Genomic DNA, 23,929 nt, shown 5'->3' on the forward strand with positions numbered 1-23,929 from the left:
TCCATGTATCTGGTCTGTGGTGAAGCACTGTTTGATTTTTTCAGTGAGCCCGACGCAAGCGGGCAGACGTCGAAAGTGAACTTCAAGGCAATTGCCGGTGGCTCGCCGTTCAACGTCGCGGTCGGCCTGCGCCGCCTGGGTGTCGATTCGGCGCTGTTGGCCGGGCTGTCCACCGATTACCTGGGACGACGCCTGCAACAGGTCCTGCGCGAAGAAGGCGTGCGCGCCGATTACCTGCTGGACTTCGACGCCCCCACCACCCTGGCTATGGTTGCCGTGGGTGCCGACGGTTCGCCCCACTACAGCTTCCGTGGCGAAGGCTGTGCCGACCGCCAGTTGCTGCCGGGGCACCTGCCCGAGCTCGGCGACGAGGTGCGCGGCCTGCATATCGGCTCGTTCTCGCTGGTGGTGCAGCCGATTGCCGACACCCTGCTGACCCTGGTACGCCGGGAAAGCGGTCGCCGGCTGATCACCCTCGACCCCAATGTGCGCCTCAACCCTGAGCCGAATATCGAACTGTGGCGCCAGCGCATCGCGGAACTGGCCGAACATGCCGACATGATCAAGGTCAGCGACGAGGACCTGGGTTTGCTCTACCCCGATCGCGACCCACGCAGCGTTGCCGAGGAATGGCTGGCCCAGCGCTGCCAGGTGGTATTCCTGACCCGTGGCACCCAGGGCGCCAGCGTCTTCAGCCGCCGCCATGGCCACTGGTCGGTGCCCGCGCGCGAAGTCGTCACGGCCGATACCGTCGGTGCCGGCGACACCTTCCAGGCCGCGCTGATCGCCTGGCTGACCGAGCAGCAACTGGACTCGGTGAACGGCCTGGAACGCCTGGACAAGGCACAGATCGACGGCATGCTGGACTTCGCCGTCAGCGCCGCGGCGATTACCTGCAGCCGCACCGGCCCGGACCTGCCCTACCGCCATCAGGTGGCCTGATCGCGAAAAATCGACAGACAGCAGTGCGAACTGTCCTCGCACTGCTGATACCTCCGCTCCGAATTACATCCGGTGCTTCAACCCGGACCGCGTTCGCCATCGTCCACCAGGCCCCAGTCCTTCACATCCAGCTCCCGTGCCGCCACTGGTGGTGCGGGCGGTGTGTTCTGCTGGGCCAGGGCGCCGTTGTCCTGATGCAACTTCAGGCGCAGGCGCAGGTTGTTCACCGAGTCGGCATTCTTCAGCGCTTCCTCCTCGTCGATCGCCCCTTCCACCACCAGGTGGAACAAGGCCGTGTCGAAGGTCTGCATGCCACTGATCTCGGACTTCTCCATGATGCCCTTGAGCTCGGAAAACTCGTTGCGCTTGATGAAGTCACGGATCGTCGGCGTGCCCAGCATCACCTCCACCGCCGCCCGGCGCTTGCCGTCAGTGGTACGCACCAGCCGTTGCGAGACAAACGCCTGCAGGTTGTTACCGAGGTCATTGAGCAATTGCGGACGACGGTCTTCCGGAAAGAAATTGATGATCCGGTCCAGCGCCTGGTTGGCGTTGTTGGCATGCAGGGTGGAGATCGCCAGGTGCCCGGTGTCGGCAAAGGCCAGGGCGTGTTCCATGGTTTCGCGATCACGGATCTCGCCGATCAGGATCACATCCGGGGCCTGGCGCAGGGTATTTTTCAGCGCGGCATGGAAGCTGCGGGTGTCGACCCCCACTTCACGCTGGTTGATGATCGACTTCTTGTGCCGGTGGATATACTCCACCGGATCCTCGATGGTGATGATATGGCCGCTGCTGTGGCGGTTGCGGTAATCGATCAGGGCTGCCAGGGAAGTCGACTTGCCTGAGCCCGTGGCGCCGACGAACAGCACCAGGCCGCGCTTTTCCATGATGGTGTCGAGCAGGATCGGCGGCAGCTTGAGGTCCTCGAAACGGGGAATCTCCAGCTTGATGTTACGGGCGACAATCGACACTTCGTTGCGCTGCTTGAAGATATTGACCCGGAAACGCCCGACACCCGGCAATGACATCGCCAGGTTCATCTCCAGTTCCCGCTCGAACTGCTGGCGCTGCTCGGCGTCCATGATACCGTCGGCGATCAGTGCCACCTCACCGGCCTTGAGCGCTTCGATGCCCAATGGCTTGAGTACGCCGTTGAACTTGGCACACGGCGGTGCCCCGGTCGACAGGTACAAGTCCGAACCGTCCTGGGCGGCCAGGGTTTTCAATAAGGCGTGGATTTCCATGGCAAAGGTGTCCGCAATACATTCAATTGAGGTTTAGACAAAAAATCCGCTGTCATTTCGAATTGGCAATGGTCTACAGCTTGGCGGGATAATAAGCCGCTGCGCAACTCAAAGCTTCACCTTCAAGGCAGGTTTATGAACGGATCGATCCCCGACAACGACGTCGCCACCCTCATGGGCCGCCAGGACTGGCCCCGCAGCCCCGTGGGCGCGATCGATCGCTGGCCGCAGAGCCTGCGTACCGCGGCGGATATCGTCACCCACTCGCCCATGCCGATGCTGCTGCTCTGGGGCGCACAACTGGTACAGATCTACAACGACGGCTTCGGCCGGCTTATCGGCGACCGCCATCCCCAGGCGTTCGGCCAGCCGGCCAACGACACCTGGCCGGATTACCAGGACTTCAACGCACCGATCTTCCAGGCCGTGCTGCAAGGCCAGACCCGCAGTCTGCCGGAGCAATATTTCAACGTGCACCACAGTGGTGTGAAAGTCGACCTCTGGCTGGACCTGACCTACAGCCCGGTGCGTGACGAACGGGGCGAGGTAGCCGGCATTCTGGTCACCGCCATCGAAACCAACGAACGCCGGCGCCTGGCCCTGGAACTACAGCAGCGCTCCGACGCCAGCATCAAGGCCCAGCAGGACAGCGAAGAACGCCTGCAACTGGCGATGGCCGCCACCGGCACCCTGGGCACCTGGGACTGGGATATCGACCAGGACCGCTTCGTCACCGACGCGCGCTTTGCCCGGCTGCACGGCGTCGACCCGGCACTGGCGGCACAGACGCCCATCAGCGTGTACATGGAGAACGTTCACCCGGAGGATCGTGGTCTGGTGGCGCGCGGGATCAAGCATTGCCTGGAGAACAACACCGAGCACGCCGAGGAATACCGGGTCCGGACCAACGGCCAGGTACGCTGGGTGTTCGCTCGTGGCCGTTGCTACCAGGGTTCCCATGGCCGGGCCCAACGCTTTGTCGGCGCAGCCCTGGACATCACCGAACGCAAGCACAGTGAACAGGCCCTGCGCCAGAGCCAGACCGAGCTGCAACTGGTGATCAATGCCGTGCCGGCGCTCATCGGCTATGTCGACCGCGAGGAGCGCTTTCGCCTGAACAACAGCGCCTACCTCGACTGGTTCGGCAAGACACCCCAGGAACTCTACGGCAAGACCCTGCGCGAGGTGCTCGGCGAGCGCGCCTATGCCCGGCGCGCCGAACATATCGCCGGCGCGCTGGCGGGCAAGGCCTGCAGCTTCAGTGTCGACAGCCCGCACCGCGACGGTCGCGACCGCCACGCGGCGATGCGCTACCTGCCACGCTATGGGCCGGACGGAGCGGTCAACGGTTTCTATATCTTCGTCAGCGACGAAACCGAGCGCAAACAGACCGAAGAAGCCCTGCGCAACCTCAACGAAACCCTCGAAGAGCGCGTGGCCCAGCGCACCCAGGCCCTGGCCGAGTCGAACCAGCGCCTGCAGAACGAAATGTTCGAGCGCGAGCGCGCCGAAGATGCCCTGCGCCATGCGCAGAAGATGGAAGCGGTGGGCCAGTTGACCGGCGGCATTGCCCATGACTTCAACAATATGCTCACCGGCATCATCGGCAGCCTTGACCTGATGCAGCGCTACATCGCTGCCGGGCGCTGCACCGAGATCGGCCGTTTCGCCGATGCCGCGGTCAGTTCGGCCCAGCGCGCGGCGGCCCTGACCCACCGCCTGCTGGCCTTCTCCCGCCGGCAATCGCTGGACCGCAAGCGCATCGACCCGAACCAGTTGGTGCAATCGCTGGAGGACCTGTTCAGCCGCACCAAGGGCGCGCATATCGACCTGCAGGTCCGGCTCGGACAGGATATCTGGCCGGTGAACACCGACACCGGGCAACTGGAAAGCGCCCTGCTCAACCTGGTGATCAATGCCCGCGATGCGATGCCCGAAGGCGGCACGCTGTTGATCGAAACCGCCAACAGCTACCTCGACGGCAGCGATATCAGCACCCTGGAGACGGTCAAGGCCGGCGACTACGTGATGATCGGCGTCAGCGACAACGGCACCGGCATGAGCCCGCTGATCCTGGCCAAGGCCTTCGACCCGTTCTTCACCACCAAACCCATCGGCCAGGGCACCGGCCTCGGGCTGTCGATGATCTATGGCTTTGCCCAGCAGTCCGGTGGCCATGTCACCCTGCAAAGCGAACCTGGCGAAGGCACCTGCGTGCGGCTGTACCTGCCACGATTCCACGCCGTGGCCAACGAGTCGGTGCCGGTGCCCGACAACCTGCAATCGCCCACGGCCGCGGCCGATGAGTCGGTGATGGTGGTGGAGGACGATCCGGCGGTGCGCATGCTGGTACTCAGCGTGCTGGACGAGTTGGGCTACACGGTGCATCCGGCCGCCGATGCGCGCACGGCCCTGCCGTTGCTGGAATCGTCGCTGCGCATCGACCTGCTGGTAACCGACGTCGGCCTGCCGGGGATGAACGGCCGGCAACTGGCCGAGATCGCCCGTCAGCATCGTCCGGGGCTGAAAGTGCTGTTCATGACCGGTTACGCGGAGAAAGCCGCCGAACGCCAGGGTTTTCTCGAAGACGGCATGGACCTGATCGCCAAACCTTTCACCCTTGACCTGCTGGCCAACCGGGTACGCGATATGATCGGCCACGGCGACTGATCTTCAGGCATAATCGCGCGCCCTGTTGTCCGCCCCACCGTTTCAAGGTAACCCGTCCATGAAAGCCCAAGCCCGTCATATCCTGGTCAAGACCGCCGAGGAAGCCGAACAGCTCAAGCAACGCATCGCCAAGGGCGAGGCCTTCGATGTGCTGGCCAAGAAGTACTCCACCTGCCCTTCGGGCAAGCGCGGTGGTGACCTGGGGGAAGTGCGCCCGGGGCAGATGGTCGGCGCGATTGACCAGGTGATCTTCAAGAAACCGTTGCGCACCGTGCACGGCCCGATCAAGAGCAAGTTCGGTTATCACCTGGTGCAAGTGTTCTACCGCGACTAAGTGTTCTACCGCGACTGAGCCGGAGAACCGCGTCATCGTTCTTCGCGGGCAAGCCCGGCTCCCACACGACTACGATCCGTGGGAGCCGGGCTTGTCGGGACGCCGCATCGCCGCGAAGAGGCCCGCAAGAACGACACTCAACCTCGGGGAATCAACGCCCCGCGCACCTGGATCACCCGGCTTGCCAACCGATGCCCGGCCAGTGCCGCCTGTTGCGGATTGCCGCCGGTCAGGCGACTGGCGAGATACCCGGCACTGAACGAATCCCCCGCCGCCGTGGTGTCCACCACGGTCTCGACCTTCTGTGCCGGTACTTCGAACGCCTCGCCTTCGCAACGGATCAGACAACTCTCGGCACCACGCTTGAGCACCACTTCCGGCGTGCCGATCTGCTCGTAGGCCCTGAATACCGCCGTGCCGTCGGCATAGTCGAACAGCGCCTGTTCGTCCTCCAAGGTCAGCAATGCCAGGTCGACATACGGCAGGATCGAGCGATACGCCGCGCGTGCCTGCTCGACACCGGACCAGAGGCGCGGCCGGTAGTTGTTGTCGAAGACCACCCGGGTATCGCCGCGACGAGCTTCCTGCAACACCGCGATCAGCTTCTCCCGGCCGAGTTCGCCGAGCACCGCGAGGGTAATGCCGCTGAAGTACAGCACATCATAGTCCGGCAAGGCCGCTAGAATCGGCGCGGCGGCCGGCGTGGTGAAACAATCGCGGACCGCCGCTTCGTTGCGCCAGTAAAGGAAGCGGCGCTCGCCGCGGGCATCGGTCTGGATGCAGTAGAGGCCGGGCAGGCGACCAGGCAGGCGCTGGACCCTGTCCAGGCCGATGCCCTCTTCAGCCCAGATCCGGCACATGGCGTCGCTGAAACTGTCGTCCCCCAGGGCCGTGACGTAATCCACCGAGCCACGCCCGGCCAGTTCCCGGGAGAGATAGACCGCGGTGTTCAGGGTGTCGCCGCCGAAGCTCTGGTGCAGGCTGGCGTCGGCGTGTTGTTGCAGTTCGATCATGCATTCGCCGATCAGGGCAATGCGCGGTGGGGGCAGGTTCAGAGTGGTCATTCCAGCAATATCCCTTAGAAGCAGGTGTCGAAGGTCTCGATCACGCTCAGTTGCTCATCGACAATGCAGCCCACGCGCCACTTGTCGAAGGTCAGGCAGGGATGGGAAGTGCCGAACGAGACGATATCCCCGACCCGCAGCTCGCAGCCCGGCGCCACGGTCATAAAGGCGTGCTGGTCCATCACCGCGGTGACCTTGCAGGCGCTGACGTCCTCGCCCACCGCCGGCACCACGCCCGCCTTGTAGCGCAGCAAGGGCACCGGCAGGCCGGCGTCGAAGGCCACGTCACGCTTGCCCAGGGCGATCACCGCAAAACCAGGTTCGGGCATCGACTGCACATGGGCCCAGACTTCCAGCGCCGGGCGCAGGCCCTCGCCGAGGTCGCCGCGACGATGCAGCACACAGCATTGGGCGTCCTTGTAGATACCATGGTCGTGGGCCACATAGCTGCCGGGACGCAGCACGCTGAGGAAACGCCCGCCGGCATTCTGCGCCTCGAACTCTTCAGCGATCAGGTCATACCAGGCCGAACCCGAAGCGGTGATGATCGGCTTGCCGATATCGAACGAACCGCTGTTCTGCAAATGCACCGCCAGGCGCACCAGGGAGCCGGCGAAGGCACGGATGCCGCTGACGGCCTCATCGCCGTGGATTACCCCTTCGTAACCTTCGATGCCGGTCAGCGCCAGCGCCGGCTGGGCCTTGATCGCCTTGGCCAGGTCCAGCACTTCCTGCTCGCTGCGGCAGCCACAACGCCCGCCGACCACACCGTATTCGATCATCACATTGAGGCGCAGGCCGCGCCCGGCGAAAAACTCACCCAGGGCCGCGACGTTATCCGGATGATCGACCATGCAGTGGAACTCGAACTGCGGATCCGCCAGCAACTCGGCAATCAATGCCATGTTCGCCGCGCCCACCAACTGGTTGGCCATCAATACCCGCCGTACACCCGCGGCATAGGCCGCACGGGTCTGTACCGCGGTGGCCAGGGTCAGGCCCCAGGCGCCCTGGGCCAACTGGCGCTGAAACAGTGCCGGGACCATGCTGGTCTTGCCGTGGGGCGCCAGTTCGGCACCGCTGCGGCTGACGAAGTCCTGCATCCAGCGGATATTGTGTTCCAGTGCTTCGCGGTGCAGCACCAGGGCCGGCAGACTGACGTCACGTACCAGCTGGGCACCGATGGCGGCCGCGCCTTTCTCCACGGCGGGAATGTTCAGGGCAACAGGCATTTCAGACTCCTTGACAGGCGCGGCCGCAGCCGCTGCTATTCGTTGATACGACGGGCCAGGTTGTTCGCGCTGTCGATCAGCACCCGGCGATAGTCGTTGTAGTTTTTCTTTGCATCGGCCCGGGGTGCGACGATGCACAGGGTCGCGATGCAGATGCCCCGCTCGTCCTTGACGGGCGCGGCGAAACAGTGGGTAAAGGTGTCGGCGACGCTATCGAAGGAAAAGAACCCGTCGATACCGGCCTGACGGATTTCCCCGAGGAAGACCTCCAGCGGCAGGCGCTGGCCATCCGGCAGGATAAAGTCGTCGTGATCGATCAGATCGATGATTGCCTGGTCGCTCAAATGCGCCAGCAACAGGCGGCCGGACGCGGTCCAGGGAATCGGCGCGTTTTCACCGATATCCGAGGAAATACGGAAATGCCGCTCGCCCTCCTTCATCAGTGCCACGGTGTACTTGCGCCCGTTGAGCAGGCACATCTGCGCGGTTTCGTGGGTCTGGCTGACGATTTCCTGCAGGGCGTGATCGGCCTCGCGGGTGAGATCGAAGTGACGCAGGTGGGCCTGGCCAAGGAAATACAGCTGGCGGCCCAGATAGACGTGCCCTTCCTTGCCGACGGTTTCCAGAATCCGTCGTTCCAGCAGCGAGGCCACCAGTTCGTAGACCGTGGACTTGGGGCTGCCGATGCCGCTGGCGATATCGTTGGGGCGCAATGGCTGGCCGATTTCCTTGAGGTAGTCGAGGATATCGAACGCCCGGTCCAGCCCTTTTGCCCGGCGCTTGATGGTGTCTTCGGTCATGTCAGTGCAATCCCATTGAAAAATTGCCGGGGAGTTTACATCCATTATTCGTTGATCGTTCCCAAGCTCCGCGTGGGAATGCAGCCCGTGACGCTACGCGTCACAACAGCGGACGCAGAGCGTCCCAAGAGGCATTCCCACGCAGAACGTGGGAACGATCATCAAAACCTGTAGGAGCAGAGCTTGCTCGCGAAAGGCCCATCAGGGTTTCATCACTTCTTCTTGTACGCGATGCAGTCGATCTCGACCTTGCAGTCGACCATCATGTTCGCCTGCACACAGGCCCGCGCCGGAGCGTGTTCGGGCGTGAAGTACTCGGAAAAGACCTTGTTGAAGCTCCAGAAATCCCGTGGATCCTCCAGCCAGACACCGGCGCGTACCACGTTTTCCAGGCCATAACCGGCCTCTTCGAGAATCGCGATCAGGTTTTTCATGGTCTGGTGCGTCTGCTCGACGATGCCGCCGACAATGATTTCACCATTGAGCGCCGGCACCTGGCCGGACACATGCAGCCAGCCATCGGCTTCGACGGCACGGGCGAAAGGACGAGGCTGACCGCCACCCGCGGCGCTGCCGGTGCCGTAACGAGTAATGCTCATGATGTTCTCCTTGAATGAAAGTTAAAAACGCGTGTTCTTGAGAAATTCCGCGAGACGCGGCGATTGCGGGCGCTCGAACAGTTCTTTGGGTGGCCCCTGTTCTTCAATGCGTCCCTGGTTCATGAAAACGATCTTGTCCGAGACTTCGAAGGCAAAGCGCATCTCGTGGGTGACCAGCAACATGGTCATGCCCTCTTCGGCCAGGCCCTTGATCACCGCAAGCACTTCGCCGACCAGTTCTGGGTCGAGGGCCGAGGTCACTTCGTCGAACAGCATCAGGCTCGGGTTCATCGCAATGGCCCGGGCAATCGCCACGCGCTGCTGCTGGCCGCCGGACAACTGGCCGGGGAAGTAATCGCGACGCTGCAGCAGGCCGACCCGGTCCAGCCATTTTTCCGCCAGGACGATGGCCTGGTCCTTGGGCAGTTTCTTGACCTTGAGCAGACCCAACGTGACGTTCTGCAACGCGGTCAGGTGCGGAAACAGGTTGAACTGCTGGAACGCCATGCCGGTCATGGCCCGATGCTGGGCGATGACTTTTTCCGGGTGACGCACGCGCTTGCCATTGACTTCGCTGTAGCCGATGGACTCGCCATCGAGGGTGATCTGCCCGCCCTGGAACTCTTCCAGCAGGTTCACGCAACGCAGCAGCGTGGTCTTGCCCGAGCCGCTGGAACCGATCAGCGTGACCACGTTGCCGCGCTGCATTTCCAGGTCGACGCCCTTGAGCACTTCGACCGGGCCGTATTGTTTGTGCAGGCCGCGAATGCTGAGCAGCGCCTGCTTGTCGTTTTGACTGGTAGTCGGAATCATGGCAACGCCACCCGCTTTTCAATATGCCGACCGAGCAGTTCGATGGCGTAGTTGATGATGAAGAACAAGAACCCTGCGAACAGGTAGAACTCCAGGGTCATGAAGGTCCGGGCGATCACCTGCTGGGTGCTGAGCAGCAGTTCGGCGACGCCGATCACCGACAGCAGGGTGGAGGCCTTGACGATCTCGGTCGACGAGTTGACCCAGGTCGGCAGGATCTGCCGCAGCGCCTGGGGCAACAGCACGTAGCCGAGGGACTGGTAGAAGGTCAGGCCGATGGCCTTGCCCGCTTCCAGTTGCCCACGGGGAATCGCCTGCAGTGAACCACGGACGATTTCCGCCACATGGGAGCCGCAGAACAGCGTCAGGCCCAGGGCCCCGGCCTGGAATGCACTGATCTGCCAGCCCAGCGCCGGGGCCATGTAGAAGCAGGCCAGCACCAGGACAAACACCGGTGTGCCGCGAATCAGGTCGACGTACAGGCGGAACGGCACGCGCATCCAGAACTTGCCGTAGGTCAGCACCAATCCGGCGGCGATGCCGATCAGGGTGCCGCAGACAATGGCCAGGGCCGAACATTGCACGCTGGTCAGAAAGCCCTGCCACAGGGTGTCCCGGGCGACCCACAACTCATGCAGCCAGCTTGGGGATTCGTACATGGGGGACTCCTAGCGGCGAATCGCCAGACGCTGTTCGAGGTAACGCAGCATCATGGCAATGAGGTAACAGGCAACCACATAGAGCGCGGTGGTGACCATCCAGGTTTCGATCACCCGGTAGCTCTCCACGTTGATCTTGCGGGCGTAATAGGTCAGCTCCGGCACGGCGATCGCCGCCGCCAGCGAGGTGTCCTTGAACAGCGAGATGAAGTTGTTGGACAGCGCCGGCAGCACGTTGCGCAACATTACCGGGACGGTCACGTAGGCCCGCACCTGCCATTCGCCGAGGCCGATGGCCAACCCGGCTTCGCGCTGGCCCTTGGGGATGCTCAACAGGCCGGAGCGGAACACTTCGGTCAGGTAGGCGCCGGCATACAACGACAGGGTGATGATGAACGAGGGGATCTTGTCCAGCCGGATGCCCAGGCTGGGCATGGCGAAGTAGATCAACAGGATCAGCACCAGGATCGGCGTGTTACGGATCACCGTGACATACACCGAAGCCACCACCCGCAATGCGCGATGCTTGCTGAGCAAGGCAAACGCCATCATCAGGCCGATCACGCAACCGATGGCAATCGACAGCAAGGCCAGTTCGAGGCCCAGGCCGAGCCCTGCCAGCAAACTGGGGAAATCGCGCCAGACGGCGGCAAAGTTCAACTGATAGTTCATGGTTCAGAGTACCTTCGACAAGGCGCCGCCAGCGGCGCCCTGCCCTTAACGGATCACTTGAATTCGACAGGGAAACCGATCTCTGGGGATGGCAGGTCTACGCCGAACCATTTCTTGAAGGATGCCGCATAGGTCGGGAACTCGACGCCGGTCATGGATTCATGCAGCGCGGTGTTGACGAAGTTCAGCCAGTCCTGGTCGCCGCGCTTGACCGCACAGGCGTAGGTTTGCGGGCTCCAGGCGTAGGTCGGGCTGCGGTAGCGGCCAGGGTTCTGCACCATCAGGTACTTGACCGAGGACTGGTCGGTGGCGGCGGCGTCGGCACGGCCGGAGTTCACCGCCTGGTACATCAGGTCGACGCTGTCGTACTGGTCGACCTTGGCCTTTGGCAGCGCCTGGTGCACCAGTTCTTCGGCATAGACGTTCTGTAGCACCGCCACGGTGACGCCGTCGCCGGCGGCTTTCAGGTCATCGATTTCCTTGTACTTGCTGTTGATCGGCAGCAGCAGGCCAACGCCTTCGCGGTAGTACGGCAGGGTGAAGGCCACCTGCTGGGCGCGACTGGCGGTCACGGTGATGAACTGGCAACTGATGTCGACCTTGTCGGTCAGCAGGTTGGGAATCCGTGCGTCGGAAGACTGCACCACGTACTCGACCTTGCTCGCATCATTGAACAGGCCCTTGGCGATCATCGCGCCGATATCGATATCGAAGCCTTGCAACTTGCCGTCCGCGCCCTGGAAGTGCCACGGCGCGTTGGTGCTGCCGGTGCCGACGATCAGGTGACCGCGCTTGAGCACACTGTCGAGCTTGCTGTCGGCGGCCTGGGCGGCCCCAGCCACAACCGCCGTGGCGGCAAAAAGAAAAGCACACGCTTTGAACAAGGAAGGTACGCGATGCATGACGTTGCACTCCGATGATGTGTGTTCCGTTATACCGGAACTTAGTATGTAACAACGGAATAGAGAGCAGAAAGTGTGCCACAGCAATCTGGCATCACCTAGCCATCTTTAAAAAGTGATTAAAATCAAATGGATAGGATTAGAGAGAAAAATACTGTTACTGGAGGGACCAGACGAGTGTGCTACGGAAAGCAACGTGCCAGTGGGTGCCAAGGCCCCAAAGCAGTGCGCAGGTGGGTGATTTCGGGGCGGGCGCCCCTTGCGGCGGTATCGATATATAACTGTAGGAGCAGGGCTTGCCCGCGAAGGCGTCAGTGAATCCAGCGCATGAACGAAGGTGATGTACTTGTCACAGGTAGAAATCAAGGCCTATCGGAACGGTCGGAAATTGCGTTGAACCATCAACGCAGTAGCATCGTCAGCACTACCGCGAATACCAGCAGAACCGCTGCCATTCCGACCATGTACAGCACAAATCCTCTAGCCACGCTGATCACCTGAATTGAATTTCGCTGGAGATCTGCCGTTTTTTTGACCTTACTGGCAGGTAATGGTGAATTCTAGCAATTCGCGGCATGTTTTTGACATTAACTTTCGTATGAATCCTTTGGTATCTGATCAATGGCGATTAGCCACTTTCCGACTCCGTTAGTAAGCTAATAAAAAGCCCTACACTTAATTCAGGGTTAATCCCAGCCATGGAAAGTGAAATCGACCGCGTCAGCGCAGATCCTTTCTGTCGCCCTCCGCGGCATGTTCAACACATCGGGTGTCGAACGGAACCTCAAGCCTGCTTCGGAGATACATCATGAAACTTCGTACCCTTTTGATGACCAGCGCCCTGGCCCTGACCGCCGTTGCCGGCATGGCCCAGGCCGACACCAACGCCACGCCCCAGGCGGTGCCTTATCACTACGGCATGCCGCTGAACATCGACAAGCTGATCTCCATGACCGAGCAGCCCACCTCAACCTGCAAAGTGATCAATGCCGATATGAAGTTTGTCGACAAGGCCGGGAAAATCGAGGACGTCACTTATCGCAAGATGTCGGAAGCCTGCGATTTCAATAATTGATATCGCCTGCTCGAACACCGTCGCCCCAGCGCAAGGTCCTGGCTGCCGTGCTTCCTCTGGTGGGAGCCGGCTTGCCCGCGATGAGGCCTGTGCGAGCAACTGCGCAAGGGATTATTTGACGCTGTCAAAAGCCTTCAGCATGGCCTTCTGCGTCGCCAGCAGACGCTCACGTACTTCACCGCGCGCCCCTTCAAGACGCACCGTCGGTGCCACCACGCACAATGCGTAGACCCCCTGGCCGGTCACCAACTCGACCCCCATCGCACTGACTCCCGGCATATGCCCATCGGCGTCAAAAGCCACACCGGTGCGCCGCACCTCCGCCAGCTCCGCCAGCAGGTCCGGCAAATGGGTCTGGGTGCTCGGCGTCAGGCTCTTGAGATTCTTCCCCAACAGTTGTGTCACCGCTTCGTCGCTCATGCGCGCGAGCAGCACCTTGCCCCCCGAGGTCGCATGCATGGTCAGGAACGAACTGGCATCCGGCACGACCCGCAGCGGCTGGGTCGACAACGCCATCTGCAGGATCAGTAGTTCAGCTCCACTGGCATGCAGCAGGACCACGGTTTCGCCGGTTTCACGGGACAGTTGCTCCAGATAAGGCCGGGTCTTTTGTGTCACATCGACATGACTGTGGGAAGCCAGGCGCATCAAGGCCGGGCCCAGACGTACGCCGGCGGGTCCCTGGATCTCCAGTAGCTGCTCCAGGGCCAGGGCATCGACCAGGCGCTGGACCGTCGAGCGCGGCAAGTCGATGCGCTTGGCAATCGCTCCCAGGCTCAAGCCACCCGGTTCATTTTCGAGGCACCGCAGGATCGCCGCCGCACGGGCGATCACCTGGATGCCGCCGCGTTCCGTTTCAGGCACTGACATGGATATTGCTCCTCTGTATCACTGAATGATACAGTGTACCGAATTATTGATAGCGGTCACGTTTTCAAGCAACCGCCTCTTACAGGATCTGCGTGCATGTTGTCCCCCCTTCCCCCGCCACCCGTGGCGGTACCGTTCGACCGGCGCCTGATCATCGGGCTGGTGGGCGTACTGATCGCGGCCTTGACCTCGGGTATCAACGATCGGGTCACCGAACTCGCCCTGGCGGATGTGCTGGGGGTGTTCGGCATCGGCCATGACGAAGGCACATGGATCAGCGCATTGTATGCAGCCGCGGAGGTCTCGGCGATGCTGATCGCGCCCTGGCTGGCGGTGACCTTTTCCCTGCGCCGCTTCGCCATGGCCATGACCCTGGCCTTCAGCTTCTTCGGTGTACTCTGCCCGCTGGCGCCCAACCTCGATGTGCTGTTGCTGCTGCGGGTGCTGCAAGGCCTGGCGGGCGGCGCCTTGCCACCGCTGCTGATGACCGTGGCCCTGCGCTTCCTGCCGTGGCACTACAAGCTGTACGGGCTGTCGGCCTATGCGCTGACCGCGACCTTCGGCCCGAATATCTCCTTGCCCCTGGCCGCCGCCTGGACCGAAAACCTCGACTGGCGCCTGGTGTTCTGGCAGATCGCCCCATTCGGCCTGCTCGCCACGGCCTTTATCGCCTATGGCATTCCACAGGACCCGCTGCGCCTGGAGCGCTTCAAGCAGGCCGACTGGCGTGGCGCGCTGCTCGGCTGCGGTGGCCTGGCCATGCTGGTCATCGGCCTGATGCAGGGTGAACGCCTGGACTGGCTGGAGTCGCCGCTGATCTGTCTGCTGCTGGCGGGGGCGGCCATCTGCCTGCCGCTGTTCCTGCTCAATGAATGGTTCCATCCGCTGCCACTGTTCAAGGTGCAACTGCTGGAGCGGCGCAACTTCGCCTATGGCATCGCCACCCTGGCGTTGTTCGTGATGGTGTCGTTGTCGGCGGTGGCGCTGCCTGCCAACTACCTGGGCCACATCCAGGACTATCGCGCCGCCCAGACCATGCCCCTGGCGCTGCTGATCGCCCTGCCGCAACTGCTGCTGGCGCCGATGGTGGCAACCGTGATCAACCGCAACTGGGTCGATTCGCGCTACGTGATCGCCTGTGGGCTGGGGCTGATAACCCTGGCCTGTCTCGGCGGCTCGCACCTGACCGGCGCCTGGGTACGCGAAGACTTCTATGCACTGCAACTGCTGCAGACCCTCGGCCAGCCGATGATCGTCGTCCCTCTGCTGATGACTGCCACCGGGGTGATCCAACCGATGGAAGGCCCCTTCGCCTCGGCCATTGTCAACTCGATTCGCGGCCTGGCCTCGGTGATCGGCACAGTGCTGCTGGAGAACTTCATCACCGCCCGCCAGCACCAACACTCCAATGTGCTGGTGGACCAGTGGTCGTCCAGCCAGTTGGCACTGGCGCCGCTGCTGGAAGAGCAACCGATCACGGCCATGGCCGGCCGCCTGCGTGAACAAGCCTTCATCTTGAGCTTCAGCGACGCCTTCCTGGCAATCATCGGGCTGATCGCGATCCTGGCGATTCTCCTGCTGACCCTGCCAACCCGGCCCTTCCCACCTCAACCACCGAAAATGCCATGAAACCCAGACTCTCTCTCAGCCTGGTCGGGGGCGCCGTGCTCCTGGCCGTGGTGTATACCGGTTATCACCTGCTGCACAGCGATGGCGCGCAAAGCACCGACGACGCGCGCATCAGCGCCGACTCGGTACTGATCGCCCCGCAAATCGCCGGGGTGGTGAGCAACGTTGCGGTAGCCGACAACCAGCCGGTCAAGGCCGGCCAACTGCTGCTGGAAATCGACGCCCGCGATTACCAGGCCGCGCAAGCCGCCGCCATCGCCGCGGTCAACGCCGCCCAGGCCCAGGTGAAGAACCTCGCCGCAGAGCTGGAACGCCAGGCCACGCTGATCACCCAGGCCGATGCCACCTTGCGCTCGACGGCTGCGTCCCTGCGCTTTGCCGAAGCCAACGCCCAGCGTTATCGCAACCTCTCCAGCGCCGGTGCCGGCACACGCGAGGAACAACAGAAATCCGCGGCCGACCTGACCCGCTGGCAAGCGGCGCGCGATCATGATGCGGCGGCCAGGCTGGAACAGCAGAAGAACCAGGATGTGCTCAAGGCCCGCCTGGAAATGGCCGAGGCGGCGGTGCAGCAGGCTCATGCGACGCTGGTCCAGGCCGACCTCAATGTCTCCTACACCCACGTGGTCGCCCCTCGCGACGGCGTGATCGGCCAGCGCAGTGTCCGGGTCGGCGCCTATGTCGCCCCGGGCAAGGCGGTGATGGCCGTGGTCCCGGTCAGCGACGCTTATGTCGTCGCCAACTTCCGCGAAACCCAGTTGACCCACATGCGGCCCGACCAGGCGGTGGACATCGCCATCGACAGCTTCCCCGACCGCACCTATCGCGGCCATATCGACAGCCTGGCGCCGGCCACCGGCCTGAGTTTTTCCGCGATTGCCCCGGACAATGCCACCGGCAACTTCACCAAGGTGGTGCAGCGGATCCCGGTGAAGATCGTCTTCGACCATGACCAGCCGGGCCTGGACGGGTTGCGGGTGGGCATGTCGGTAGTCGCCCGGGTCATCACCCAGGGGAGCCTGTAGCATGCGCGGCTATTTTTGCCTGCTGGCCTTCGCCGGGCTCGGCGCCTGTAGTGTGGGTCCGGACTTCAGCACGCCCCGTGCCGACCTGCCCGACGCCTGGAGCACCGAAGCGCGGAACGTGCGCAGCAGCGCGGCGGCACAGGCCATCGATGTGAGCTGGTGGCGGCAGTTCAACGACCCGCTGCTGTCCGAACTGGTCGAACGCTCCGCGCAAGCCAACTTCGATGTGCGCGGCGCCAATGAGCGCTTGCTGCAAAGCCGCGCGGCCCGCCAGGTCGCCGGCGGCGAACAACTGCCCGGCGTATCCGCTTCGGGCAGTTACCAGCGTGAACGCAACAGCGCCACCGGCCTGCTGGATGCCTCCAACAACAATGGTCAGTCGCCCTTCGATCTCTGGACCCTGGGCCTCGATGCCAGTTGGGAGGTCGACCTGTGGGGCCACGTGCGCCGCGGCCTGGAAAGCGCCGATGCGGCGGTCGACCTCAGCCAGGCCCAGCGCAATGGCGTGCTGCTCAGCGTCGCCGCCGAGACCGCCAGCGACTACCTGCGCCTGCGCGGCACCCAGGCACGCCTGGAAGTCGCCCGGCAGAACCTCGATATCGCCCGGCACAGCCGCGACCTGACCCAGACCCGCTACGACAACGGCGTCACCACCCAGCTCGACACCGCCAACGCCGCCGCCCAGGTCGCCGATATCGAAGCCCGCCTGCCCTTGCTGGAAGCGCAGCAGGCCCGGCTGATCAATGCCTTGAGCTACCTGCTCGGTGAACAACCGCGCAGCCTGAGCGCACGACTGTCACCGGCGGCACCGATTCCTTTGCCACCGACCCGGGTGCCGGTCGGCCTGCCTTCGGAACTCGCGCAACGCCGCCCGGACATCCAGCAGGCCGAAGCCACCCTGCACCGTGCCACCGCCGCCATCGGCGTGGCCAAGGCCGACTTCTATCCGCGGGTCAGCCTCGGCGGCAGTTTCGGCTTCCAGACCCTGGAAGGTTCGGACATCGGCAGTTGGGGCTCGCGACAGTGGAACTTCGGTCCCAGTCTCTACCTGCCGATCTTCCAGGGCGGTCGCCTGACCGGGACCCTCGAACTGCGTGAACACCAGCAGCAGGAAGCGGCGCTGAACTACCAGCGCACGGTGCTCGGGGCCTGGCACGAAGTGGACAATGCCCTGACCGACTACAGCGCCGAACAGCGCCATCATGCCTCGCTGGAAGAAGCCGTACGACAGAACCGGATCGCCCTGGACAACGCCCGGCAACGCTACCAGGAAGGCGCCGTCGACTTTATCAATGTGCTCGGGGTACAGCGCGCGTTGATCGCCACCCAGAGCGCCCTGGCCGACAGTTCGACCAAGGTGTCGACCGACCTGGTGCAGTTGTACAAGGCGCTCGGTGGTGGCTGGCCGCCGACAAGCCAGCCATGACCTGATCCCGGAGGACTCAAGCCAAGGATCGGCGCAGCCGCGCCATGTTCAGCGTATCCACCAGGCGGCCGTCGCGAATCGCATAGTCGCGCATCACGCCCTCCTCCTCGAAGCCGAACTTGCGGTACAGGCCCTGAGCCGCCGCATTGTCGGCATACACGCAGAGTTCTACACGCTGCAGGTTCATCCAGTTGTCCGCCACCTCCAGCACCGCCGCCAGCAGTTGCGAACCGACGCCCTTGCCCTGCCAGGCCGTCGCCACGCCCATGCCGATAGTGCCGGCATGGCTGCGCCGCACGCGGCTGTATTGCTCCAGCGAGCAACTGCCGATCACCCCACCTTCATGCAACGCCACCAGCGAGAGCAGACGTTCGTTGTCCTGGCGCTGGATCAGGCGCTGGCGCCAGGCTTCAGCGGACTGGAACGGCATCTGCAGTACCTGGCGGCAGACGGCGGGTTCGTTGTAGAGCGCGGTGATGCCCTCGACATGGGCTTCACGGAAACGCTCGATCACGACGGAGGGAGTCTCGGCAGGCATCGTTTTTTCTTCCATAAAAACAACAAGGCCAGCCAGTGTAGAGCGGTTCGCGACAGGCTGGCAAAGGACCGTACGATCGTTCCCACGCTCCGCGTGGGCATGCAGCCCGTGACGCTCCGCGTCACAAGAGCGGACGCAGAGCGTCCAGGGAGGCGTTCCCACGCTGGAGCGTGGGAACGATCAGACAGAACAATCAGCGTGACAGCATGAAAGTCTCGTATTCCAGGTCATCCAGTGCCGTCGACAAGCGCGCCAGCCCCAGCAACACACAGACCAACAGCGAAAAGGTGAAGCCGTAGCCGAAGAAGCTCGGGCCAAGGTACAGGCTGAGCACGGTCAACGCCGCGTTGAGCACCACGAACAACAGGCACAGCTCCAGCACGATCGCCCGTTTGTCGAGGTAGAAAAACACGTTGAGGATCGCCATGAACACCACCTGGATGCTCACCCCGATCAGGTCGATATAGAACAGCGGCAGGTAGTAGCTGGACATTCCCAGCCACTCCAGCAGACGCGGGCCGAAGAGGAACAACAGGACCACCGTCAGCCCCTGGACCTTGCAGATTTCCAGCAGGCCCTGGCGAATCGAGAAGGTCATCTCGGCCTTCAGCGAGCCGATATGCTGCAAGGTCTCGCCATCGCGAACCGCACGGAACAGCCGGTCATACCACTCGGCAAAGTCGGTTTCGATCCGAACCAGGAACACCGCCATGCCGGGAATGATCGCCAGGTAGGCGAGAAAGATCGGCAAGTCATAGAGAATCGAGGCACGCATCGGCCCGATCACCTGGCTCGAGGTTTGCGGGTTGAACCAGAAGATGAACTTGTCGATCCAGATTCCCAGGTTGTAGCAGAGCCCGGTGAGCAGCAGGCTGACAAACACCTGGCGCCGATCCAGGAAGTCGAAGGCGACCAGTTTCTCGGCGCGGTATTCGCGCAGGATATCGTAGAGAAACAGGAACAGCAGCGTGCTATGGCCCAGCAACAACGCCAGCAACAGTCCTTCCATGCCCATGTAGCGCAGGAAGAATGCACTGCCGACCATCAGCGCATACCCCACCAGCATCACCAGCAGGATACGGTTATAGGCCTTCATCCCGGAGAGGAAGATGATCACCAGCCAGAGGTTGCAGAGCACCACGAAATTGGCCAGGGTCAGCAGCCGGTAGATCAGCGGCTGGTCGAACAGCGTGGTCAGCAGGACGATGCCCAGCAACCCGGAGCCCAGGGTCACCAGCAGCAACACCCCCACCAGGTTCGGCAGGATCTGTTCGTACTTGCGTTCGAACAGGCGGTCGGAGACGAAGCGGGTGAAAAACAGCTGCAAGCCGCCGGTGAGGATCAGCGATGTCGCCATCAGGTAGGTCACAGTGATCAGGAACTGGCGGATCAGGACTTCCGGGACCACCAGGCCAAGACTGATGATACCCACCAGCATCACACTGAGGATCGACAGGACCCAGGGCCCGGAACTGATCAGGCCGGCATAGACATAGGCGTGCAGTGTCGACGTGTAGGAGTCGCGCGAGAGAATCTTGCGCAGTTCGAAACCGATGCCGGCCATTTACCCGATCTCCCTTTGTGCGGTGCCCATGGCCGCCTGATAAAGCGTGCGATAACGGTCGATCATCAAGGTCTCGCTGTAATAACGGTGAACCCGCAGCAAGCCCGCCGCCTGGGCGGACTTCCAGCGCTCGGGGCTGCGCAGCAGGTCGATGATCGCCTGCGACGTGGCCTGCGGATCGGCAATCGCCACCACCTCCCCGGCCAGGCCGAGATCGCGGTCGGCCGCTTCGCCGCCCTCGATCAGTTCGCGGCAGGAACCGACGTCGCTGCTGACCACCGGGGTGCCGGCGGCCCAGGCTTCGAGAATCACCAGGGGCTGAGCCTCGCTGATGGAGGTCAACACCATCAGGCCCAGTTGCGGCAGGATCTCCTGGATCTTCTGGAAACCGAGGAACAAGACCTTTTTCTCCAACCCCAGGCTCGCCACCAGACTGCGGCACTCGGCAACGTACTCGGGGTCTTCCTCTTCCGGTCCGACGATCCAGCCTTCAACCTGGGGCATGACACTGACCACCCCGCGCATGGCCCGCAGGAAGGTTTTCACATCCTTGATCGGCACCACGCGACCGATCAGCCCGACCACCGGCGCGATGCCTTCGGCGCGAGCGTTGAGGGCCTGGGTCCAGAGCTCCAGGTTGATCCCGTTGGGAATCACCTGGGTGCGTGCGACCGGCGCACCGTCCTTGATCTGCCGCTGGCGGTTGCCGTCGTACAAGGCAATGATCTGGTCGGCACTCTCGTACACCAGATGGCCGATGCGTTCGAAGAAGCGCACCCAGAGCATGCGGATATAGCCGGAGCCCGAGTCCATGCTGTCGTTGAGCGCCTGGTTGCTGCTTTCGGCGATCCAACTGGCCTGGGCCAGGTCGATCTTGCGCTCCTTGGTGTAGATGCCATGTTCGCTGAGCAGGAACTGGCAGCCCCACAACTGCTTGAGGATGCAGCCCACCAGTCCGGCATAGCCGGTGGAAATCGAATGCAGGACCCGCGCCCGCGGCATCCGCCGGGCCGCGTCGGCCAGCATCAGCAACGGCGACTGCATGGTGCGCAGGGTCCAGAAATAGTTGACGAAGGACGGATCGGCACAATGTTGCTCGTAGCCTTCGGTCAGCGCTTCCCAACTGGGACGGCTGTAGAGCACATCGTCCAGGGTGATCCGCCCCTGGGCCAGCGAGTCGAGCACGCCAAAGCCCAGCTCGGCGGCGGGCTTCTCCGGGTTGTGCAGGTAACGGTAGAGATTGCTCAACTCTTCGAGGGAGGCCGTATGGGCGACACGCTTGTGCTTGGGATTGCGCCAGGCTTCCTCCAGGTACACCTCTTCGATATGCACCACGTTCGCTGGAATCTCGTAGCGGCGCTGCCCGTAGGCTTCCCGCTGACCACCGATGAACAGCACGGAAAAGGTCAGTTGCGGCAGCCCGAGGATCATCTGGTGAATCCAACCGGACACACCGCCACGCACGTAGGGCCAGGTGCCTTCGAGCAACAGGCAGACATCGGCCATGGGGGTCGGATCGATGGGCTTTTTCATGTCCAGGTCCTTACCAGCCCGGCAAAGGGCGGACGTTGTTGCATCTCCGGCGGCAGGCTTTTCAGCAGCGCGGGAATCTCGGCATAGCGCCCGGTTTCAAAGGCGATCTCGGCACGGAACGGGATGACCTTGGCCGGGTCCATGCCCGCTTCCTGGGCCTGGTGCATATGCAGCCGCGCCTTGCCGATATCGCCACGCTCCAGCGCGATACGTCCGGCCAGCAACAGCAGTTCACCGCCCTCGCCGGCTTTCAGCGCCAGTTCCGCATGTTCCCCGGCCTGGCCGAGCACGTGCTGCTGGACGCTGCCCTGGGCCAGGCCCAGGTAGGCCAGCTCCCAGTACCAGCGGGCCAATGTACCGTGCAAGGCGCCCGCCTTCTGCGCCGAGGCACCGGACAACTGTTCGAGGGACATCTGGATGCGCTGGTTGATATCGCTTTCCTGCTTGTCGAGCATCGAGTACGCCAGCAGGCGCACATCGTCGCTCGGATCGCCCAGGGCCAGCTTGAGAATCGGCACTGCTTCCTTGCCCGGCATGCGTCGGGTGGCGAGCAGGGCCGCCAGGCGCTGGTCCGGATCGGGGGCGTGGCGCAATACATCCTGCAGGCCGCTGTCACCGAAGGTCGGCGAGTGCAACTGGGTCTGCGCGCGAAACGGCAGTTCGGGAATACCCACCGCCTGCCACATCTGCGTTTCGCGCTTGCGTGGCAGGTACAAGGCCGGAAAGATCGCCGCGATCACCCCGACAGCACCGATCAACGGCACAAAAAACGCCAGGCTGAAAATGAACAGCGGGCTCCACGGCAATGGTCGGCGATAACGCGCCGGCAGCAACAGCCACACGGCCGCCGCCAGCAGGCCGCAGGCGATGCCGTGGGTCATTGCGTACAGGAGCGCGATCTGCAGGTCGGGCAGCTGTGCCGTCAGACTGGCCCAACTCCCCGCCTCGAAAAACAGCGCCCCGCTAAACAGCCACTTGCTGAACATTCAGGCCACACTCGTTATGCAGGAAGTTGCGCAGGCCGTCCCGTTGCCGGGCCGACTCCAGATCGTAAGGCAGCACGTTCACCCCCAGGCCGGCCAGGTCGACGGTCATGCCGAAGTGTTCGTGGATCAGCTTGCCCAGGCGTGCCATATAGCCTTCGGCGCCCTCGGCGCTGGTCAGCGGCAACAGCACCAGCAACAGCGCATGTCCACGCTCGTTGACCAGGGTCAGATGCAGGTCGAGACCACGCTGGCTGCGTTCGAACAACCGCGCCAGTTCATCGTTGGACTGGGTCAGCTCGAACGCATAGAGACAGCCGGACAAGCCATGCCGCTCGACGTCCACCAGCGAGCGCTTGAGCTGGCGGGTGAAGTGCTGGGCGTCGGTGCTCTCCAGTTGCAGGACCTGCGGATCGTGATGCAGCAGGTCGGCGATATGCCCGGCGAGCAAGGCCAACAGGCTGAGGGTACGCTCCTGGAAGGCGAAGAACGGCATCTGCCGTACCGCGAGAATCGCCAGCATCCGGCCGTGGGTGTCCACCAGCGGGATACAGGCCTGCAACGACGACACCGCGGCCTGTCCGCCGGCATCGATCAGCTCCTCACGCACACTCACCAGCTCTTCGCGTTCCAGACACAAGCTGACCAACAGGTCCTTGTTGTCCAGCGGGCCCATGGTCCCGGTGGCTGCCAGCAGGGTCAGCGTCGGCACCGTGCCGCGCGCCTGCTCCACCCGGTACAAGCCGGCTACCCGCAGCGAGCCGTACTGGCCGAGCAGGGTCAACACCGGCTCGGCCAGCAAGGTCAGCGAATCATCGCCATTGGGCGCCGCGCGCAGGCGATCACGCAGGCCCAGCAACGAGCTGCGCAGGCTCTGGTCGCTGCCGGCCAGGCGCTGCTCCAGACGATCGTGGGATACCCGCAGGATCTGGTGCGCGCGGGTGAAGTCATCGAGCCGGTACTGGCGGTACTCGTTGGCCATCTGCAAGCGCAACAACCGCCGCTCCCACAGGTCACGCACTTCGCCGACGAGCATGCCGCAGACCAGCACGCCGACAATGTAGGACGGAGCGATCTGCGCATAACCGGCCAATCCCGACTGGCGCAGGACGAAGAACGCCGCCACCAGCAAGCTGGCGCTGATCAGGCCACGGACAAAACCGTAGCGCACACCCAGCAACAGCGGCGCCAGCACCGACCAGGGGAACTCGGCCTGTACCTGCAACGGGTCTTCCGGCGTCAGCCAGAGACCGAAGCCGATGACCAGCGCGGTCACCAGGAAGGTTTCCAGCCATGACGCCGGACCGCTGGCGCGCGGCGCCAGCACGTAGTCCATGTGGGGAGAGTTCATC

At 63.1% G+C, this 23,929-nt stretch carries 22 protein-coding genes; 7 read left to right on the forward strand and 15 right to left on the reverse strand.

Features of this window, described 5'->3' with window-relative positions; all coding sequences use genetic code 11:
- The first annotated feature begins 3 nt into the window (after positions 1 to 3).
- Entirely contained in the window at positions 4 to 942 is a 939-nt protein-coding gene (locus HX851_RS41185; RefSeq protein WP_177063865.1) for a carbohydrate kinase family protein, read from the forward strand.
- 77 nt (positions 943 to 1,019) lie between these two features.
- Here the strand turns inward: HX851_RS41185 and HX851_RS41190 are convergent, their stop codons facing one another.
- Positions 1,020 to 2,189 carry a PilT/PilU family type 4a pilus ATPase gene (locus HX851_RS41190; protein WP_177063866.1) on the reverse strand — a complete coding sequence of 390 codons (1,170 nt, stop codon included), beginning with the start codon at positions 2,187 to 2,189 and terminating at the stop codon, positions 1,020 to 1,022.
- 135 nt (positions 2,190 to 2,324) lie between these two features.
- Here HX851_RS41190 and HX851_RS41195 point away from each other — a divergent pair, with 135 nt between their 5' ends.
- Positions 2,325 to 4,859, forward strand: coding sequence for a PAS domain-containing hybrid sensor histidine kinase/response regulator (locus tag HX851_RS41195; protein WP_177063867.1), 2,535 nt, complete (start codon positions 2,325 to 2,327; stop codon positions 4,857 to 4,859).
- 58 nt (positions 4,860 to 4,917) lie between these two features.
- Complete coding sequence (locus HX851_RS41200; RefSeq protein WP_007932676.1) at positions 4,918 to 5,193, forward strand: peptidylprolyl isomerase; 276 nt, start codon at positions 4,918 to 4,920, stop codon at positions 5,191 to 5,193.
- 137 nt (positions 5,194 to 5,330) lie between these two features.
- On the opposite strand, the gene HX851_RS41205 is transcribed toward HX851_RS41200, so the two are convergent.
- The 8 genes from HX851_RS41205 to HX851_RS41240 form a co-directional block, all read right to left on the reverse strand.
- Positions 5,331 to 6,257 carry a sugar kinase gene (locus HX851_RS41205; protein ID WP_177063868.1) on the reverse strand — a complete coding sequence of 309 codons (927 nt, stop codon included), beginning with the start codon at positions 6,255 to 6,257 and terminating at the stop codon, positions 5,331 to 5,333.
- A gap of 14 nt (positions 6,258 to 6,271) precedes the next feature.
- Positions 6,272 to 7,489: an amino acid deaminase gene (locus HX851_RS41210; protein ID WP_177056812.1), complete on the reverse strand. Its 1,218-nt coding sequence runs from the start codon at positions 7,487 to 7,489 to the stop codon at positions 6,272 to 6,274.
- Positions 7,490 to 7,524: 35 nt separating this feature from the next.
- A complete protein-coding gene (locus tag HX851_RS41215) occupies positions 7,525 to 8,289 on the reverse strand; it encodes an IclR family transcriptional regulator (RefSeq protein WP_177056811.1) in 765 nt (254 codons plus the stop codon).
- A gap of 212 nt (positions 8,290 to 8,501) precedes the next feature.
- On the reverse strand, positions 8,502 to 8,888 hold the full coding sequence (locus tag HX851_RS41220) for a RidA family protein (protein ID WP_177063869.1): 387 nt from the start codon (positions 8,886 to 8,888) through the stop codon (positions 8,502 to 8,504).
- Positions 8,889 to 8,909: 21 nt separating this feature from the next.
- Complete coding sequence (locus tag HX851_RS41225) at positions 8,910 to 9,701, reverse strand: amino acid ABC transporter ATP-binding protein (protein WP_177056809.1); 792 nt, start codon at positions 9,699 to 9,701, stop codon at positions 8,910 to 8,912.
- Positions 9,698 to 10,360 (reverse strand): amino acid ABC transporter permease, encoded by a 663-nt coding sequence (locus HX851_RS41230; RefSeq protein ID WP_177056808.1) that lies wholly within the window; start codon positions 10,358 to 10,360, stop codon positions 9,698 to 9,700. The genes HX851_RS41225 and HX851_RS41230 overlap by 4 nt, the downstream gene beginning before the upstream one ends.
- 9 nt (positions 10,361 to 10,369) lie before the next feature.
- A complete protein-coding gene (locus HX851_RS41235) occupies positions 10,370 to 11,032 on the reverse strand; it encodes an amino acid ABC transporter permease (RefSeq protein ID WP_177056807.1) in 663 nt (220 codons plus the stop codon).
- Between the two features lie 53 nt (positions 11,033 to 11,085).
- Positions 11,086 to 11,934: a transporter substrate-binding protein gene (locus HX851_RS41240; RefSeq protein ID WP_177056806.1), complete on the reverse strand. Its 849-nt coding sequence runs from the start codon at positions 11,932 to 11,934 to the stop codon at positions 11,086 to 11,088.
- A gap of 808 nt (positions 11,935 to 12,742) precedes the next feature.
- Here HX851_RS41240 and HX851_RS41245 point away from each other — a divergent pair.
- A complete protein-coding gene (locus HX851_RS41245) occupies positions 12,743 to 13,009 on the forward strand; it encodes a DUF2790 domain-containing protein (protein ID WP_177056805.1) in 267 nt (88 codons plus the stop codon).
- A gap of 111 nt (positions 13,010 to 13,120) precedes the next feature.
- On the opposite strand, the gene HX851_RS41250 is transcribed toward HX851_RS41245, so the two are convergent.
- Positions 13,121 to 13,879, reverse strand: a complete 759-nt coding sequence (locus HX851_RS41250) for an IclR family transcriptional regulator (RefSeq protein ID WP_177056804.1) — start codon at positions 13,877 to 13,879, stop codon at positions 13,121 to 13,123.
- 96 nt (positions 13,880 to 13,975) lie between these two features.
- Between HX851_RS41250 and HX851_RS41255 the strand changes: the two genes are divergently transcribed.
- The 3 genes from HX851_RS41255 to HX851_RS41265 are packed head-to-tail and all read left to right on the forward strand — an operon-like array spanning position 13,976 to position 17,959.
- Positions 13,976 to 15,508, forward strand: coding sequence for an MFS transporter (locus tag HX851_RS41255; protein ID WP_177063870.1), 1,533 nt, complete (start codon positions 13,976 to 13,978; stop codon positions 15,506 to 15,508).
- Positions 15,505 to 16,533 (forward strand): HlyD family secretion protein, encoded by a 1,029-nt coding sequence (locus tag HX851_RS41260; RefSeq protein ID WP_177056802.1) that lies wholly within the window; start codon positions 15,505 to 15,507, stop codon positions 16,531 to 16,533. The genes HX851_RS41255 and HX851_RS41260 overlap by 4 nt, the downstream gene beginning before the upstream one ends.
- A gap of 1 nt (position 16,534) precedes the next feature.
- Positions 16,535 to 17,959 carry an efflux transporter outer membrane subunit gene (locus tag HX851_RS41265; protein WP_177056801.1) on the forward strand — a complete coding sequence of 475 codons (1,425 nt, stop codon included), beginning with the start codon at positions 16,535 to 16,537 and terminating at the stop codon, positions 17,957 to 17,959.
- 16 nt (positions 17,960 to 17,975) lie between these two features.
- Here HX851_RS41265 and HX851_RS41270 read toward each other — a convergent pair whose 3' ends face one another.
- From HX851_RS41270 to HX851_RS41290, 5 genes are all read right to left on the reverse strand, one after another.
- Complete coding sequence (locus tag HX851_RS41270) at positions 17,976 to 18,497, reverse strand: GNAT family N-acetyltransferase (RefSeq protein ID WP_177063871.1); 522 nt, start codon at positions 18,495 to 18,497, stop codon at positions 17,976 to 17,978.
- 193 nt (positions 18,498 to 18,690) lie between these two features.
- A complete protein-coding gene (gene pelG / locus HX851_RS41275) occupies positions 18,691 to 20,061 on the reverse strand; it encodes an exopolysaccharide Pel transporter PelG (RefSeq protein ID WP_177056800.1) in 1,371 nt (456 codons plus the stop codon).
- Positions 20,062 to 21,594: a GT4 family glycosyltransferase PelF gene (gene pelF, locus HX851_RS41280; protein ID WP_177056799.1), complete on the reverse strand. Its 1,533-nt coding sequence runs from the start codon at positions 21,592 to 21,594 to the stop codon at positions 20,062 to 20,064.
- Positions 21,591 to 22,580, reverse strand: a complete 990-nt coding sequence (locus HX851_RS41285; RefSeq protein ID WP_177056798.1) for a tetratricopeptide repeat protein — start codon at positions 22,578 to 22,580, stop codon at positions 21,591 to 21,593. The genes pelF and HX851_RS41285 overlap by 4 nt, the downstream gene beginning before the upstream one ends.
- On the reverse strand, positions 22,558 to 23,928 hold the full coding sequence (locus tag HX851_RS41290) for a PelD GGDEF domain-containing protein (RefSeq protein ID WP_177056797.1): 1,371 nt from the start codon (positions 23,926 to 23,928) through the stop codon (positions 22,558 to 22,560). The genes HX851_RS41285 and HX851_RS41290 overlap by 23 nt, the downstream gene beginning before the upstream one ends.
- Position 23,929 lies beyond the last annotated feature (1 nt).

It is taken from the genome of Pseudomonas gingeri (assembly GCF_013385635.1).
Classification (GTDB): Bacteria; Pseudomonadota; Gammaproteobacteria; order Pseudomonadales; family Pseudomonadaceae; genus Aquipseudomonas; species Aquipseudomonas gingeri_A.